This is a genomic window from Deinococcus murrayi DSM 11303, assembly GCF_000482805.1.
Classification (GTDB): Bacteria; Deinococcota; Deinococci; order Deinococcales; family Deinococcaceae; genus Deinococcus; species Deinococcus murrayi.
On the sequence record NZ_AXWT01000019.1, the window covers coordinates 75640 to 91608 of the forward strand.

Consider the following 15969-nt stretch of genomic DNA (forward strand, 5'->3'; position numbering starts at 1 on the left):
GTGACCCTTGCCGAACTCAGGCTGGATGTGCTGCGCCGCCTCTCCGACCTTCCCGGCGTGCCGGGCCAGGAGGACGCCGTGCGCGATTTCGTGCTCACGGAGCTGGAAGGCCTGGCCGACGAGGTGCGGGTGGACCCCCTAGGCAACGTGCTGGCCCTGAAGCGGGGCCGCGAGGACGCGGGAGAGGGCCGCGAGCGCGTGATGCTCAGCGCCCACATGGACGAAATCGGCTTTTTGGTGCGCTACGTCGACGAGAAGGGCTTTTTGCGGGTGCAGGCGCTCGGCGGCTTCGACACCCGCAACCTGTTTGCCCGCAACGTGACCGTGCACACGCGGGGCGGCCCCCTGCCCGGCCTGCTCACGCCGGGTGGCAAACCCGTCCACATCGCTGCGCCCGAAGACCGCAAGAAGGTGCCCGAAGTGCGGGAGTTCTTCGTGGACCTCGGCCTGGGCGCGGACGACGTGCGGGGACAGGTCCGCATCGGCGACATGGTGACCCTCGACCAGACGGCCCGGCAGGTCGGGGCGCTGACCGTCGGCAAGGCGATGGACGACCGCGCGAGCGTCTTTCTCCTCCTCGAAGTGCTGCGGGCCTGGCGTGACACGCGCCCCCGGCACGATGTGCTGGCCGTCTTCAGCGTGCAGGAGGAAGTTGGCCTGCGCGGGGCCATCGTCGCGGCGTATGGGGCCGCGCCGACCATCGGCATCGGCCTCGACGTGACCCTCGCTGTGGATACCCCCGGCGCCTCGCCCGACGAGGCCGTCACCCGACTGGGCGAGGGCATCGGCATCAAAGTCTTCGATTCCTCCATGATTTCGACCCGCTGGCTGGTGAACGAGTTCGTGGACCTCGCGGAACAGGAAGGCATTCCTTACCAACTGGAAGTGCTGCCCCTGGGCGGCACCGATGGCGCGGCCATCCAGCGCACGCGGGAGGGGGTCCCCACCCTCACCCTCAGCGTGCCCACGCGGTACATCCACACCGTCGTCGAGGCCGTTCACGAGGCCGACCTGCGGGCGGGGATAGACCTCCTCGTCGCCTACCTGCGCTGAAGGGGGAACAAGCATGGAACTGCTCTCCGGCCTGCTGTCCTCGCTGGGCCTGTCGGGGGCGGCGGGGCTGAATGCCTCCATCCCGCTTCTCCTCGTGGGCCTGCTCGCTCGCTTTGGGGTCCTCGACCTCGCCGCCCCCTTCGACCTGCTCGCGAATCCCTGGGTGCTGCTGGGAGTGGGGGTGCTGGGGGTGCTGGACTTCGTTGGGGACAAGATTCCTGGCGTCGACCACGCGCTGCATCTCTTCGGCGGGGTGGTGAATGCGGCTGCGGGGGCGATTCTCTTTGCCGCGCAGGCGGGCGTGGCGGAGGTGCCCCCGGCCTTCAGCCTGGCGCTGGGCTTTCTCGTTGCGGGTGGGGTCCACGGGGCGCGCGCCGCCGTGCGCCCGGTCGCCACGGCCACGACGGGTGGCCTCGCCAACCCGGTCCTCAGCGCTGCCGAGGACGGGGCCAGCTTGGGCCTGAGCATGCTGGCGATTTTCGCGCCGGTGCTCGCGGCGCTGGGGCTGGCGGGCGTGCTTGCCTGGGCCGTGCGGCTGTGGCGGCGGGGCCGGCAGGAGAGGGCGGCTTAAACGGGTGGTCGCTCGCTTCTTCCTTTCCCCCTCCCGGCGGAACGCTCATAAGACGCCCCGGCGGGCGGGACGCTTGCCCTCCGGGAACAGAATGAAGCCTGTGTTAGGATGGGCCGCGAGTCTGACAGCAGATTGACCTAAGTCGGGCCACCAACCGCATCAGAACCCCCCCCCAGAACCCGCCCTGACGGACGGGGCTTTCTCACGGGGGGGCTGGGTGACGAGAGGAAAGGAGGAGGGAGTTGGACGTCTCAAGTCGAGTCCTCAGTGAACTGGCCAGCCGTGAGGCCGCCCTGGACGCGCAGATTGAAGCGGCCCGCGAAGAAGCGCGGCGCGAGGTCGAAGCGGCAGAAGCGCAGGCGGCCCGCATCCTTGCGGACGCGCAGGCCCGCGCGGCGCAGATGCAGGCCCAGCATGACCAGGAACTCAGCCAGGAAGCCGAGCGCATTCGCCAAGAAGCCCGCGCCCGCGCCGAAGCCGAAGCGCAGGCCACCCGCGAGCGGGCGAGCGCCCGCGTGCAGCAGGCCGCCGAACTGATTCTGAGGGCGGTGCTGCCGTGATTAACCCCATGCAGCAGGTCGTGATTGCCACTCGCCAGCGCAGCAGCGAGGCGGTCATCACGGCGCTGCAAGACGCCGGGGTCTTGCACCTCAAGCCCATCACCGGCGGGCCGCTCTCCACCGGGACCCTTGCCGGAGGAGACGCCCAATCCCGCCGCGAAGACGAGCGGCTGCTCGCCCGCGCCGAAAGCACCATCGCGGAACTGGGCACCTACCGTCCCGCTCCCGCCTCCCTGCCCCCGCAGGAAGACTGGGAGCGTGTCGTCGAGGAAGCCGCCGGACCCGTAGCAGCGCTTGCCCGCGCTCGGCAGGAGCTGCAAGCCGACCTTGACGCCGAAGCCGCCTACGGGGACGCGGTGCGGACCCTCGCCCGCCTCGCTGGGGGCGTCGACCGCAGCCGCCGCCTGGCGGTGGTGCCCTTTGTGCTGCAACCCAACGACAGCCTCGCGGAACTGGAAGCGGCCCTGCGGGGCACGCTGGAGGACCGCTACGCCCTCGCGACCGATGTCGCCGGACCCAACCGGGTCGGGCTGATTGCCACGTTGCGCGGCGACCGCGACGCGGCCCGCGCTGCCCTGTCGCGGGTGCGGCTGGGCGAGCTGCGGCTGCCGGGGCGCTTTGACGGCATGGGCCTTTCCGAAGCGGCGCTCGCCTTCGAGCAGATTCGGGGGCAAGGCACCGAGCGCCAACGGCAGCTGAACGAGGAACGCGAGCGCCTCGCCCGCACCCACGGCCCCGCGCTCTATGCGGTGCGTGACGCCCTCAAGGACCGGGTGGCCATTCACGATGTGCGGGCGGTGTCCGCGCGGGGCAAGTACAGCCTGGTCATGCAGGGCTACGTGCCGGTCGACCGGGTGCCCGCGCTCACGGCGGCCCTCGACCGCTTTGGGGACGCGGTGGCCTACGAACTGCATCCCGTCGACGAGCACCATGACCCCGCTGTGCCCGTGCAGCTCAAGAACAACAGCTACGTGCGGCCCTTCCAGCTCGTGATGGGGCTGATGAGCTTACCGCGCTACGGCACCTTTGACCCCACCTGGGTGGTGGCGGTCTTCTTCCCTCTCTTTTTCGGCATCATCATCGCGGACGTCGCCTACGGGCTGATGTTCCTGGCGTTCGGGATGTGGCTGCTGGGCAAAGCCCGGCGAAACGAGGGCTGGGACCTCAGCTTCATGGGGGCCTACGTGCCGCCCGCCACCCTGCGCGACCTGGGCTTTGTCACCAACGTGATGGCGGGCTGGACCATCCTGTGGGGCTTCCTCACCGGGGAGTTCTTCGGCACCCTGCTGGAGCACCTGCATTTCTTCTACATCAATCCCCCCCTTCTCGACCGGCTGTGGGGCTGGACGGGGCTGACCTTCCCGGTTGACCCCTACCGCGCCGAGCACGGCTACTACCAGGGCCTGATTCCCATCGTGTTCCCCCGCTTGGAGACCGAGTACTTCTCTAATGTGGCGCTCGTCTTCGCGCTGCTCTTCGGCATCCTGCAAGTGCTGTGGGGCTGGGGCATCCGCATTCAGCAGGGCCTCAAGCACCGCGACCCCGTACACACCTGGGAGGGCATCGCGCTCTTTAGCGGCGTGGCCGCGCTCGTGCTGCTCGCCTTTGTCTCGCGGGCTGCGCAAGACTTTTCGCAACTCACCAACTTCTCCAACCCGCTCGTGTGGCTGATGTATCTCGGCTTCGCGCTCTTCCTGCTCGGCTACCTGCGGGTCATCAAGCACTACCCGCTGCTGATTATCGAGCTGATGAGTCAGGGCGGCGCGGTCGTGAGTTACGCCCGTATCTTCGCGGTCGGTCTGGTGTCGGCCATTCTCGCCAAGCTCAGCACCGACCTGGGCTGGAGCCTGTATGAGAACATCGGCGTGCTGGGCATCATCCTTGGCGTGCTGGTGGGGGCGGCGCTGCACTTTTCGGTGCTGGCCCTGACCTTGATTGGGCACATCCTTCAGCCGCTGCGTCTGCACATGGTCGAGTTCCTCAACCCCACGGGCTTTAACACCGAAACCAGCCCGGCTTATAACCCCCTTCGCCGCCTCAGCCCTGCCCAGGGGCAGGCCAAATAATCCATAGGAGAGTTGCTCATGACCCAGTACAACAAGATTGTTCTCGCGTCCCTCGTCTTCGCCCTCGCCAGCACCGGTCTGGCTCAGGAGGCCGCGCAGGCCGCCAGCAACTCCAGCCAAGAAGGGCTGATTGCCGTCGGCAAGGGCCTGGCGCTGGGCCTCGGCGCGGTGGGCACCGGTATCGCGCAGGCCCGTATCGGCTCCAGCCTGGTCGGGGCTGTGGCCGAAGACCCCAGCAAGGCCGGTTCGCTGCTGCTGTACTTCCTGCTGCCCGAAACCCTGGTCATCTTCGGCTTCCTGGCGCTGTTCCTGATCTGATATGGCCCCCCTCGACAAGCTTCTCGAACAAGAGGCGCAGGGAGAGATCGAGCGCATTCGCGCGGAAGCCCGCGACCGGGCCGGGCAAATCCTGGCGCAGGCCCAGGAACGAGCGCAGGCCCTCTTGGAAAGCCGCACCCGCCAACTGGAAACCCGGCGTCAGGCGGAGTTGGTGCGTGCCCGCTCGGCGGCAGAACTCGAACTGAATGCTGCCCGGCTGACGGCGAGCGAGCAGGGCCTCGCGCAGGTCTACGCGCTCGTCGAAGGGCACCTGCGTGACATCACCCGCTTGCCAGAGTACCGTGAGATTCTTTCGCGCCTGCTCGCGCAAGCCCGCGATGCGATTCCCGATGCCGAGGTTGTGGAGGTCAATCCAGAGGACCTGGAGCTGGCCCAAAGTCTGGTCAGTGACCTGGCTGTTCGGGCCAACCCCGCGGTGGTGGGGGGGGTGCGGGTGGTCGCGCGCGGCGGCAAAAGCGGCATCACCAACACGCTGCCGGGCCGCCTGGAGCGGGTCCGTGCCGAACTCGCCCCGCAGGTCAGCCGCCTGCTCGCTGGGGAATAAGGACCCTTCGCCATGCCCGACGACTACGCTTACATCAACACGCGCGTCCGCGTGATGCGGACCAAACTGCTTGACGGGCGCGCCCTTGACTCGGCGCTCGCGGCGGGCAGCTACCAAGAGTTCCTGCGGGTGCTCTCCGAGACCGAGTTCGCCTCCGAGCTGCGTGAGGCGACCGCCGAGGGTGCGGGTCTCCCGGAACTCGACCGGGCGCTGTCGCAAAACCTCTTTGCGACCACCCAGCGGGTGCTGGGCTTCGCGGACGGACAGGCGCGGCGCGAGCTTGAAGTCCTGCTGATGAAGTGGGACCTTGCCAACCTCAAGACGGTCGCCCGCGGGTTGATCGGTGGCCGGGGGGCCGAGGCCATCTTGGAAGGCCTCGTTCCCGGCGGCACCTTGCGCCCGGCGGCCCTGCAAACGGCGGCGCAAAGCAGCGACCTCGCGAGCGCGGCGGCGGCGATTGCCGTGACCGGGCACCCGCTGGCCCGCGCCTTCCGAGCGGCGGCAGCCGCCTACGCGGGCAGCGGGCGGCTGCTCGACCTCGAAGTCGCCCTTGACCAGGGCTACTATCGCCACACCCTGCGGGTGGCCCGCGACCTCAGCTTGCGCCGCTATCTCAGCCGCGAGATTGACGTGACCAACGCCCTGATTGCTCGCACGGCGCGGGCGCAGGGCACGGCGCTGGACCCCGCGCTCTTTGTGCCGGGGGGCAGCCTCGACGCCGGCGGCTTCCTGCGGCTGGCGGGGGGGGATGCTTCTGGGAGTGCCGACATCGCGGCTATCCTCGAAGCGCCCACCCTGGAAGACGCTGAGAGCGTGGCCCGCGCCCTGCTGGAGCGCACCGCCCGCAACGTGGCGATTGCAGACGTGGACGGGCCGGGCATTGTCCTGGACTTCCTGCGGCGCAAGGAGATTGAGATTGCCAAGCTCCGCTTGATTGGGCGCGGCAAGTTCTACAACCTCCCCGCCGAACAGATTCGCCGGGAGGTGACCGCATGACCCAGGGAACCAACACCCAGCGGGTGGCCGTTCTGACCGACGCCGAAACCGCGACGGGCTACCGCCTCGCCGGAGCCGAGGTGATGGAAACCACTCCCGGCGAGGCGGTCTCGGCCCTCGAACGCCTGATTGTGGAGGGGCGCTACGGGCTGGTGGCCGTGGACACCGGGCTGGTGCCCGACCCCGCGGCGGCGACGGCGCGGGTGATGCGCGGGCGCGACCTGCCCATCTTGCTGCCCATTCCCAGCTTGCGTGACGCCTTTGCGACCGATACGGTGGACGCCAAGGCTTACATGGGCAAGCTGGTGCGCGACACCATCGGGTTCGATATCAAACTGTAAGAAAGGTCCAAGGGTCAAAGAGTCGAAGGGTCTAAGAGCGGGACCACAGACGCCGAGAGGCGCTCTCCCTAGACTCTGACTCTGAGACCCTAGCCCCTTAGACCTCTCCGAAGGAGAAAGAATGACGCAGACCAAGCAAGGCGTCGTGCAGAGTATCGCCGGTCCGGCTGTGATTGCCGGGGGCATGTACGGCGCGAAGATGTACGACATCGTGCGCGTGGGCAAGGAGCGCCTTGTCGGCGAGATTATTCGCCTCGACGGGGACACGGCCTTCGTGCAGGTGTACGAGGATACCTCCGGCCTCACCGTGGGCGAGCCGGTCGAGACGACCGGGCTGCCGCTCTCGGTCGAGCTGGGGCCGGGGATGCTCAACGGCATCTACGACGGCATTCAGCGCCCCCTGGACAAGATTCGCGAGGCTTCGGGCGACTTTATCGCCCGCGGCATCGAGGTGTCTTCGCTTGACCGCACCAAGCGCTGGGCGTTTACTCCAGTCGTGCAGGCGGGAGACAGCGTGCAGGGCGGCACCATTCTGGGCACGGTGCCGGAGTTCTCCTTCACCCACAAAATCCTGACGCCCCCCGACAAGGCGGGCCGCCTGCGCTGGGTCGCCGAGGCGGGCGAGTACACCATCGACGACACGATTGCGGAGCTGGAAGACGGGACCCGGCTGCGGCTCGCGCACTACTGGCCGGTCCGTGCGCCGCGCCCGGTCGCCAAGAAGCTCGACCCCAGCCTGCCCTTCCTCACTGGCATGCGCATCCTCGACGTGCTGTTCCCCCTGGTGATGGGCGGGGCGGCGGCGATTCCGGGGCCGTTCGGGTCGGGCAAGACCGTGACCCAGCAGTCGGTCGCCAAGTACGGCAACGCCGACATCGTGGTGTACGTGGGCTGCGGCGAGCGCGGCAACGAGATGACCGACGTGCTCGTCGAGTTCCCGGAGCTGGAAGACCCCAAGACCGGCGGGCCGCTGATGCACCGCACCATCCTGATCGCCAACACCTCCAACATGCCGGTGGCGGCGCGTGAGGCGTCGGTGTACACGGGCATCACGCTGGCCGAGTACTTCCGCGACCAGGGCTACAGCGTTTCGCTGATGGCCGACTCCACCAGCCGCTGGGCTGAGGCGCTGCGCGAGATCTCCTCCCGTCTGGAAGAGATGCCCGCCGAAGAAGGCTACCCGCCCTACCTGGGGGCCAAGCTCGCCGCCTTCTACGAGCGGGCCGGGGCGGTCAAGACCCTGGCCGGCGAAGACGGCGCAGTCTCCGTGATTGGCGCGGTGTCGCCCGCGGGCGGCGACATGTCCGAACCCGTCACCCAGGCGACCCTGCGCATCACGGGGGCGTTCTGGCGTCTGGACGCAGGGCTGGCGCGCCGCCGCCACTTCCCGGCGATCAACTGGAACGGCTCTTACTCGCTGTTCACGCCCATCCTCGACTCGTGGTACCGCGAGAACGTCGGCCAGGACTTCCCCGAACTGCGCCAGCGCATCGGCAACCTGCTTCAGCAGGAAGCCTCCCTCCAGGAAGTCGTGCAGCTTGTCGGCCCCGACGCCCTTCAAGACCAGGAGCGCCTGATTATCGAGGTGGGCCGCATGCTGCGCCAGGACTTCCTGCAGCAAAACGGCTTTGACCCGGTCGACGCCTCGGCCTCCATGCCCAAGAACTACGGCCTGATGAAGATGATGCTGAAGTTCTATGATGAGGCCGAAGCTGCCCTGCGTCAGGGGGCGACCATCGACGAGATTATTCAAAACCCCGTCATCGAGAAGCTGTCGCGTGCTCGCTACGTCGCTGAGGATGAGTTCATGGCCTACGGCGAGAGCGTGATGGACGAACTCGACGTGACCTTCAAGAACGCTGCCAAGGGAGTGACCGCGTGACCCTCCTGAAAAAGGAATACAACGACGTCGCCTATATTTCCGGGCCGCTGCTGTTTGTGAACGCGGCGTCCGACCTGGCCTACGGGGCCATCGTGGACATCAAGGACAGCACGGGCCGCACCCGTGGTGGGCAGGTCATCTCGGTGTCCCAGGAGAACGCCGTGATTCAGGTGTTCGAAGAGACCCGTGGCCTCGACCTCGCGACCGCCTCGGTGAGCCTGGTCGAGGACGTGGCCCGTCTCGGCGTGAGCCGGGAGATGATTGGCCGCCGCTTTGACGGCTTGGGCCGTCCCATCGACGGGCTGCCGCAGGTCGTCGCGGACAAGCGGCTGGACATCAACGGTCAGCCCATGAACCCCGCCGCCCGTGCCAAGCCCGAAGAGTTCATCCAGACCGGCATCAGCACGATTGACGTGAACACGTCGCTGATTCGTGGGCAGAAGCTCCCCATCTTCTCCGGGTCGGGGTTGCCGCACAACGAACTTGCCGCTCAGATTGCGCGTCAGGCGAAGGTGCCGGGGCACGAGGGGGATTTCGCGGTGGTCTTTGCCGCGATGGGTCTGACCCAGCGCGAGGTGAGCTTCTTTACCCAGGAGTTTGAGCGCACCGGGGCCTTGGCCCGCTCGGTGCTGTTTCTCAACCGCGCCGACGACCCCGCCGTCGAACGGCTGCTGACGCCGCGCATGGCGCTGACGACCGCCGAGTACCTCGCCTTCGAGCACGGCTATCACGTCCTCGTCATCCTGACCGACCTCACGAACTACTGCGAGGCGCTGCGGGAAATCGGCGGGGCGCGGGAGGAGATTCCCGGTCGCCGCGGCTTCCCCGGCTACATGTACACCGACCTCGCGTCGCTCTACGAGCGGGCGGGTGTGGTGCAGGGCAAGCCCGGCTCGGTCACCCAGATTCCGATTCTCTCCATGCCCGACGACGACATCACCCACCCCATCCCCGACCTGACCGGGTACATCACCGAAGGGCAGATTGTGGTGGACCGTGGCCTGAACGCCAAGGGCATCTTCCCGCCCATCAACCCGCTGCCTTCGCTTTCGCGGCTCCAGGGCAACGGCATCGGCAAGGGCAAGACGCGGGCCGACCACAAGAACGTCTCTGACCAGCTTTTCGCGGCCTACGCGAACGGCCTCGACCTGCGCAAGCTTGTGGCGATTACCGGAGAGGACGCCCTCACCGAGACCGACAAGCTGTACCTGCGCTTTGCCGACGACTTCGAGAACTACTTTATCGGCCAGGGCGGCCAAGACCGCTCTATCGAAGAGAGCCTCACCGTCGCCTGGGCCATCCTTTCCAAGCTGCCCCAAAGCCAGCTCACCCGTGTCTCGCGCGACGCTATCGACAAGTACTACGGCACGAAGCTCGACGAGATGTGGCGGGGCCACCGGGTCTAAAGCGCGGAGCTTGTGGCGTGTGGTTTAGAAGAGCTTGCTCCACTGGCCCCATGCCACGAGCCATCAGCCTCACCGCAGAAAAGGAGGTGAACTATGGCAGGACAGATTAGCCCCACCCGTTCGGCGCTGCTCGCGAGCAAGGCCAGCCTCAAGACGGCGTCGGGAGGCGCGGACCTCCTCAAGCGCAAGCGGGACGCCCTGATTGGCGAGTTTTTCGCCCTCGTGCGCGACGCCCTGGCAGCCCGCGAGCAGCTCGCCAGCGTGAGCAAGGGTGCTTACACCAGCCTCTTCGGGGCCAAGGCCTGGGACAGCCCCGAAGCCGTCGAGAGCCTCAGCCTCGCGGGGACGGGTGACTACGCCGTCGACATGCAGATTGAGAGCATCTACGGGGTGAAGGTGCCGCGCATCAACGTCCCGGAGCGCTCACAGCAGGTCAACTTCAGCCCGATTAACGTCGGTGCCCGGACCATCCAGGCCGCAACCGACTTTGGCGGCGTCCTCGAAGCCATCGTGAAGGTGGCCGCCACCGAAACCAAGCTGCGGCGCATCGGCGAGGAAATCAAAAAGACCAGTCGGCGTGTGAACGCCCTGGAGCAGGTCGTCATTCCCGGCATTCAGGATGACATCCGGTTCATCCGCGGCGTCCTCGACCAGCGCGAGCGCGAGGAGAGCTTCCGTCTGAAGAAAATCAAGGCAAAGCTCGAACGCGAGAAGGAAAAAGCCGACCAAGCCCCCCAGGGCGGGCAGCACGGCAGCGCCGCCGACTGAGCGCCCCACTCCCCACATCGCCCCCTAGCCGGGGCGATGTTTTTTCAGGTCGCGGAGGGCTGGCCGCAGGTTGCGGCGGGGGCCTGCGGGTCCAAGGCTGCGAACTCCGGCGTTGTGTAGAGGTGTGGCCTTGCCAACAAGGTCCGCGGCACCTTCCCTCTCCCCAAGCAGCGAGGACGAGGGGAGAGGTCAGCACCCCCCGTGAGGCGAGGGCGTCCAGCACCGCTTGGACCTGCTCTGCCGTGTGACCAACCCGCCCCGGCGCGGCGTAAAAAGGCCGGGCCAAGGCTTCGGCCCGCGCCGGCAGGGTCATTTCATTCCTCCACTTCGGGCTTGGCGTCCCGCTTCATCAGGCTGGCGATGCCCTCGGCAGGAGTCCACGCGCCCGACGTGACTCGCGCAACCGCCCGCACGATGGGGAGGTCGTGGCCGTGCGCGGCGGCCCAGGCGTCCAGCAATCCGGCTGTCCGCAGGCCCTCGACGACCTGGCCGCCCTGGGCCGGGGTTTCGCCGCGGGCAATGGCCTCGCCCGCCGCACGGTTGCGGCTGTGGCGGCTGGTGGCGGTGGCGACGAGGTCGCCCAGTCCGCTGAGGCCGTAGGCGGTGTCTTCCTGCGCCCCCTGCGAGACGAGGTAGCGGCTCATCTCGCGCAGGCCACGGGTGATGAGGGCGGCCTTGGCGTTGTCTCCCAGCCGCAGGCCGTCACTCATTCCGGCGGCGAGGGCGATGACGTTCTTGAGGACGCCGCCGAGTTCGGCACCCACCTCGTCGCGGCTGGTATAGACCCGCAGGGTGGGGGAGACCAGGGCCGCCTGCACCCGGCGGGCCAGCGCCTCATCCGCGCTCGCCACGACGGTGGCGGCGGGCAGGCCCCGGCCCACCTCTTCGGCGTGGTTGGGGCCGCTGAGCACGGCCACCCGTCCGAAGCCCAGGGCGCGGGCGAGGTCGGTGAGCCGCCCGCCGTCTGGCCCCAGACCCTTGGCACACAGCACCACGCCAAGCGAGCGCGGCAACTCCGCCAGCAGCTCCGGCACCCCCACGCTGGGCACGACCACAAGGGCGAAGTCGGTCCCCTCCACCGCCGCCGCCAGGTCGGAGGTGACGCCCACCGCGTCCGGCAGGGTGACGCCGGGCAGGTACTCGCGGTTTTCGCGGACCTCGGCGAGCCGGGCGGCGAAGTCGGGCCGCCGCGCCCACAGGGTCGCCTGCCCCCCTGCGCGGGCGACCGCGACCGCCAGGGCGGTGCCCCAGCCCCCGGCCCCCAGCACCGGAACTCTCAGGCCCATGCGAACACCCACACCCGCGGCGTCTGCGGGGTCGGCAAGGCGTAGTCGGGGTACTCGACGATTTCCCAGCGCTCAAAGCCCGCCCCCCGCAGCAGCGGCTCCAGGTCGGCGGGGTCGTAGCCGCGCTCGCGGTGCGTCTCGGTGAATTCTTCCCAGCCCCCCCCACTGTCCTCGACCCGGCAAAAGGCCTGAACGACGCCCAGGTCGGTTTCTGGGTCGTGGTGGTGCGACCAATGGTAGTGGACCTCGCGCCCGTCGGGGGTAGAGGCCAGCCCCTCCACGGCCCCGCCCTCCCACAACTCGCGCACGCCGAGGCGGGTATTGAGGTCACAGGCGAGCAGGCCCCCAGGCCGCAAGTGCGCCCGCGCCTGCCCCAGCGCCGCGCCCAGGTCCTCCGGCGTGAGCAGGTTGTTCAGGCTGTCAAAGACGCAAGTCACGAGGTCAAAGGTGCGCCCCAGGTCAAAGGTCCGTAGGTCTCCCAGGGTCAGCTCGACCTCGCGGGGCAGGCGCTCTTGGGCCACGGCCAGCATCTCGGCGCTGCCGTCCAGCCCGGTGACTGCCCACCCCGCCCGGTGCAGCTCGCGGGTAAAGCCCCCGGTGCCGCAGGCGAGGTCGAGGGCCGCCCCCCCCTGCAGGCCGCCGTCACGGGCGTAGGTCAAGACGAAGTCCGCCCAGTGGTCGTACTCCACGTCGGCCATGATGGCGTCATACACGGCGGCGAGGGCGGTAAAGGGGCGGTGCTGCATGGGGGTCACTCTAGCAGCGCGGCCCCCCAGCTCAAGGCCCCGTCAGGTACTCCGAGGCCCCGCGTCCCTCCATGAGCTTTCCGTGAGTCGCCTGAGAAGGCTTGCCCCGTAGCCCGCAAAGGTAGGGCGGGGTACGGTGGGGGCGTTTTCGCAGCCCACTCGTTCGCAGTCCAACAGGAGGTTTCACCATGCGCAAGATGCTGATTGTCGCCGCCCTCGGTACCCTGGCCCTCTCCTCGTGCAGCATTTTCGGCACCCGCAGCGCTGCCGTGTCGGGCCAACTCCGGGGTTTTAGCCCGAACCAGAACCTCGGCCTCGCGATTGTGGGGTACAACGGTGGCCAGTACACCAACGTGAGCACCCAGCTACAGGTCATCGACAAGTTCCTGACCGGGGGCTACACCCTCACCCTGCCGCGAGATGTGCCCTACGGCACCTACCGGGTCATCGTCTTCCGCGACACCAACAACGACGGGCGCTACACGGCGGGCGAGCCGGTCCTCAGCCGCGACAACGGCAAGTTCCTGGTGTACTCGCAGCGCGACAACCAGTTTTTCAACGGGGCCAAGCTGGGCTGGAGCATTTACAACACGGCGACCCGTGACGTTCAGAACACCCTGCTGAACAACTACGACCTCGAAGCGCTACCCGCCGGGCAGTAACGGCGCCGCAGGAGCAGTTGGGTCACAAGAGGGGGGTAAAAAGGGGGAGGTCCGCGAGCCTCCCCCTTCCCGTTTGGGTTACGACGTCTGCACCTTCAGCCGCTGCTCCAGTTCTCCCTGGAGCCGCTCCAGCTCTGAGTCAGGCAACGCGGGTGCCCCGGCCTCCGCCTCCACCTCGCCCAGCGGTACCCAGCTCACGCAGCCCAGCATCTCCGGGGTCTCCTCCAGCACGAGCGGCTCCCGCAGCGGGCGCACCCGCAGCAGCAGGGCGTGCACCCAGGGCCGATTCCGGTACTGAAAGCGGCGTTCGATGGCCCCCGCCGTCAGCGCCTGATACGGCTCTAGCGCAAGGGCCGCCTCCAGCGACTCGACCTTGTAGACGGCCACAGCTTCGGCCAGGGCGGGCAGCACGATGCGCCCCGGTTGGGGGTCCTCGCGCAGCCGCCCGGCAAACGGGGGCCGCAGCTCCGCCGGATTCTGGTGCAAGAAGGTGGGGTAGAGGAAAAAACGGCGGTGCTCAACCTCGAAGCCGTCGTGCGTCTCCATGATGCCGCCCTTGCGGATGAGGAGGGCCGTCTCCCCGGCGACGAGGGCCTGAACCTGGGCGTCCCATTCCTTGAGGGCGGTGTGGGGGGCAGGGGTCATGGGGAGAGGGTAGGAGGTCCCGGCTCAGCCGTCCACCCCGGCACTTGCCATCCGCCCCTAGCTCGCTCGGCGGCTCCCCTGGAGGCGAAAGCCAGCAGCACGCAGGCCAGGGGCGTCACCGCCACGGTTGTGAACCAGAGCAGGAGGTAGGCAAAATACAGACCGACTCCCAGCAGCAACAGTTTCTCTTGTGGGCCGCCCCACATCAGGATTTGCCGGACGACCAGTACCAAAGCGGAGGTCAACAGCAACAGCCCGATGAGGCCATTGCTGTACAGTTCCTCTAAAACGACGTTATGCGGTTTGACGATGTCAAAAAACTGCATTCTCAGGGCTTCTTTGGGCCTATCGTTGTGCACGACGACGTGCAGGCTGCCAAAGCGCCGTAAGGATTCGTCCGGCTTCAAATCGACCATGGGGCCGATAAACGCCCGGTACTCGGCTGGGGTAAACACGTTGTAGAAACGGTGGTGGAGAGTTTCTAAGCCCCAACCTTGTATGGGCTGCTCTTGGATAAGTCGCCAAGTGGCCCGGTAGATGGCGAAACGCGCAGCCGCGCTCGTGCGGTAGGCTTCCTGATTAAGCTTTATCTCTGAGTTGAGTCGTCCGGCCCATCCCCGTTCATACAGCACCGTATTAAGACTTTGCATGGCTGCCGTCGAAGTCCAAGCTAGGCCAATACAGGTGACAGCCAGGAGGACGGTGCGGCTCCAGAGACGCCTTTCTTGGGGCGGGGCACGCAGCAACCGGTAGCTGGCGACCCCGACATGCATGGCCACGTAAGCCAGTAGAACGGCCTTGCTGTGAACACTGCCGACACCAAGGGCGATGAGGCCGTGCCAAACGAGGCTCCAAGCCGGAGCAGTCCTTTGCAGTAGGTAGGGCAAGGGAGCGAGCAACAGCCACAGGCCCGCCACCCATCCAGAGTTCCCGATGGTGGCGATGGGAAAGCTGCTTTGACCGATGCTGAGGCTGCGGCCTTGCCAGGCGAACCATGGACTGCCCAAAACGGGGCTAAAGCCCAGCATTTCCAGCGTACAGATGGTGGTCATGACTGCCGTGAACCCCAGCAGCATCCACAGCCACCTCGCTTCGCCTTCGCGTACGCCGTCACCGCGCCGAACGAGCGAAGCCAGCAGCAGCGTAAGGATAAACAGCGAAGTGGTGACATAGCCGCCATTCCAGTTCACCCAGCCCAACAAGGTGTACGTGGGCTGTGAAGACAGGGCGGTATTCGTCAGCAATGTCCAGCCCAGATAGGCGACGAGGAGGACCACGCTCCACCGCGGCAACGAACTGTACAGTTGCTGCCTAGAGAAGATGGCAGCCAATCCTGCGAGCAAGACCCCGGCTCCGAGGACGATGAGCTTGGGATACTGAAAGAGCCATTCGCGGTCTACGGTCGGTATCGAGACGAGCGAGGCGAGAACGATAAGAATAGTCCAGGAGGTGCGCCGCGTCGTAAACATACCGCTCCATCCTTTGTGAAGATGGCCAAGCAAAGAGGACCCGCTGCTGCTGCGGGTCCTGGACAGGGGATAGGGGGTTACTTGGCGGCGGTGAAGGTCCGGCTGGCTGCCGACCCACCGTTGTAGGTGACAACAGTGGAGTACTGCGAGGCGGTGTTGGTGCACGTGACATTCGTAATGGGCGCCGGAGCGTTCACCGTGGCGGTTTCCGAGCCAGCGGTCACCGTCACGACGGCACCGGCGTAGTTGCACCCGGCATTCCCAGTTCCCGTGTTGCTCGTTTCCATCGCGGCCATCGCGTTCAGGACCTGGCGGCCCACGCTGGCGGCGGCGGCGTCGTTGGCCTTGCTGCGGGCACCCAGCAGGCTGGGAATCAGCACCGCCGCCAGGATGCCGATGATGGCGATGACAATCAGCAGCTCGATGAGGGTAAAGCCTTGGGTTCCGTTCTTCATGGTGCTCTCCTGGGGTGGCCCGGTGGGATTAAGGAATCGGGAGAAAGTCCCTGGGGCCGGAAATGGCGTGCAGGGGCGGGTATCTCCCGTCCTTGCTGAAGAAAGGGTAGTCAGGCGCTTCTAACACAGGTCTTACGGTGGGCGGCCTCTGCCGGGGGTGTCGGGGGGGGGGGGGGCGGG

The 15969-nt window shown here is 67.2% G+C and carries 17 protein-coding genes; 12 read left to right on the forward strand and 5 right to left on the reverse strand.

Annotation, left to right across the window (positions count from 1 at the left end; translation table 11 throughout):
• From H565_RS0104285 to H565_RS0104335, 11 genes are all read left to right on the forward strand, one after another.
• Positions 1 to 1053, forward strand: coding sequence for a M42 family metallopeptidase (locus tag H565_RS0104285; RefSeq protein WP_245576157.1), 1053 nt, complete (start codon positions 1 to 3; stop codon positions 1051 to 1053).
• A gap of 13 nt (positions 1054 to 1066) precedes the next feature.
• The gene (locus H565_RS0104290; protein ID WP_027459958.1) at positions 1067 to 1624 is read left to right on the forward strand and encodes a DUF4126 domain-containing protein; all 558 of its coding nucleotides are present in this window, start codon (positions 1067 to 1069) and stop codon (positions 1622 to 1624) included.
• Positions 1625 to 1866: 242 nt separating this feature from the next.
• The gene (locus H565_RS0104295) at positions 1867 to 2184 is read left to right on the forward strand and encodes a V-type ATPase subunit subunit G family protein (RefSeq protein WP_027459959.1); all 318 of its coding nucleotides are present in this window, start codon (positions 1867 to 1869) and stop codon (positions 2182 to 2184) included.
• Positions 2181 to 4250: a V-type ATP synthase subunit I gene (locus tag H565_RS0104300; RefSeq protein WP_027459960.1), complete on the forward strand. Its 2070-nt coding sequence runs from the start codon at positions 2181 to 2183 to the stop codon at positions 4248 to 4250. The genes H565_RS0104295 and H565_RS0104300 overlap by 4 nt, the downstream gene beginning before the upstream one ends.
• 18 nt (positions 4251 to 4268) lie before the next feature.
• Positions 4269 to 4568: an ATP synthase subunit K gene (locus H565_RS0104305; protein ID WP_027459961.1), complete on the forward strand. Its 300-nt coding sequence runs from the start codon at positions 4269 to 4271 to the stop codon at positions 4566 to 4568.
• Position 4569: 1 nt separating this feature from the next.
• Positions 4570 to 5133 (forward strand): V-type ATP synthase subunit E, encoded by a 564-nt coding sequence (locus H565_RS0104310; RefSeq protein ID WP_027459962.1) that lies wholly within the window; start codon positions 4570 to 4572, stop codon positions 5131 to 5133.
• A gap of 12 nt (positions 5134 to 5145) precedes the next feature.
• A complete protein-coding gene (locus tag H565_RS0104315; protein ID WP_027459963.1) occupies positions 5146 to 6129 on the forward strand; it encodes a V0D/AC39 family V-type ATPase subunit in 984 nt (327 codons plus the stop codon).
• Positions 6126 to 6470, forward strand: a complete 345-nt coding sequence (locus H565_RS0104320) for a V-type ATP synthase subunit F (protein WP_027459964.1) — start codon at positions 6126 to 6128, stop codon at positions 6468 to 6470. The genes H565_RS0104315 and H565_RS0104320 overlap by 4 nt, the downstream gene beginning before the upstream one ends.
• 121 nt (positions 6471 to 6591) lie before the next feature.
• The gene (locus H565_RS0104325; protein WP_027459965.1) at positions 6592 to 8352 is read left to right on the forward strand and encodes a V-type ATP synthase subunit A; all 1761 of its coding nucleotides are present in this window, start codon (positions 6592 to 6594) and stop codon (positions 8350 to 8352) included.
• Entirely contained in the window at positions 8349 to 9758 is a 1410-nt protein-coding gene (locus tag H565_RS0104330) for a V-type ATP synthase subunit B (protein ID WP_027459966.1), read from the forward strand. The genes H565_RS0104325 and H565_RS0104330 overlap by 4 nt, the downstream gene beginning before the upstream one ends.
• A gap of 93 nt (positions 9759 to 9851) precedes the next feature.
• A complete protein-coding gene (locus tag H565_RS0104335) occupies positions 9852 to 10526 on the forward strand; it encodes a V-type ATP synthase subunit D (protein WP_027459967.1) in 675 nt (224 codons plus the stop codon).
• A gap of 314 nt (positions 10527 to 10840) precedes the next feature.
• Here the strand turns inward: H565_RS0104335 and H565_RS0104340 are convergent, their stop codons facing one another.
• Both H565_RS0104340 and H565_RS0104345 read right to left on the reverse strand, forming a co-directional pair.
• The gene (locus H565_RS0104340) at positions 10841 to 11812 is read right to left on the reverse strand and encodes an NAD(P)H-dependent glycerol-3-phosphate dehydrogenase (protein ID WP_027459968.1); all 972 of its coding nucleotides are present in this window, start codon (positions 11810 to 11812) and stop codon (positions 10841 to 10843) included.
• Positions 11803 to 12558 (reverse strand): class I SAM-dependent DNA methyltransferase, encoded by a 756-nt coding sequence (locus tag H565_RS0104345; RefSeq protein ID WP_027459969.1) that lies wholly within the window; start codon positions 12556 to 12558, stop codon positions 11803 to 11805. Before H565_RS0104345 ends, H565_RS0104340 begins: the two co-directional genes overlap by 10 nt.
• A gap of 188 nt (positions 12559 to 12746) precedes the next feature.
• On the opposite strand from H565_RS0104345, the gene H565_RS0104350 reads away from it, so the two are divergent.
• The gene (locus tag H565_RS0104350; protein WP_027459970.1) at positions 12747 to 13220 is read left to right on the forward strand and encodes a hypothetical protein; all 474 of its coding nucleotides are present in this window, start codon (positions 12747 to 12749) and stop codon (positions 13218 to 13220) included.
• A 78-nt stretch (positions 13221 to 13298) separates the two neighbouring features.
• On the opposite strand, the gene H565_RS0104355 is transcribed toward H565_RS0104350, so the two are convergent.
• The 3 genes from H565_RS0104355 to H565_RS16780 all read right to left on the reverse strand — a co-directional run bounded on the left by H565_RS0104355 (position 13299) and on the right by H565_RS16780 (position 15789).
• Positions 13299 to 13865, reverse strand: a complete 567-nt coding sequence (locus tag H565_RS0104355; RefSeq protein WP_027459971.1) for a DUF1802 family protein — start codon at positions 13863 to 13865, stop codon at positions 13299 to 13301.
• Positions 13862 to 15334: an O-antigen ligase family protein gene (locus tag H565_RS0104360; RefSeq protein ID WP_027459972.1), complete on the reverse strand. Its 1473-nt coding sequence runs from the start codon at positions 15332 to 15334 to the stop codon at positions 13862 to 13864. The genes H565_RS0104355 and H565_RS0104360 overlap by 4 nt, the downstream gene beginning before the upstream one ends.
• A 77-nt stretch (positions 15335 to 15411) precedes the next feature.
• Positions 15412 to 15789: a type II secretion system protein gene (locus H565_RS16780; protein WP_027459973.1), complete on the reverse strand. Its 378-nt coding sequence runs from the start codon at positions 15787 to 15789 to the stop codon at positions 15412 to 15414.
• Positions 15790 to 15969: the final 180 nt, after the last annotated feature.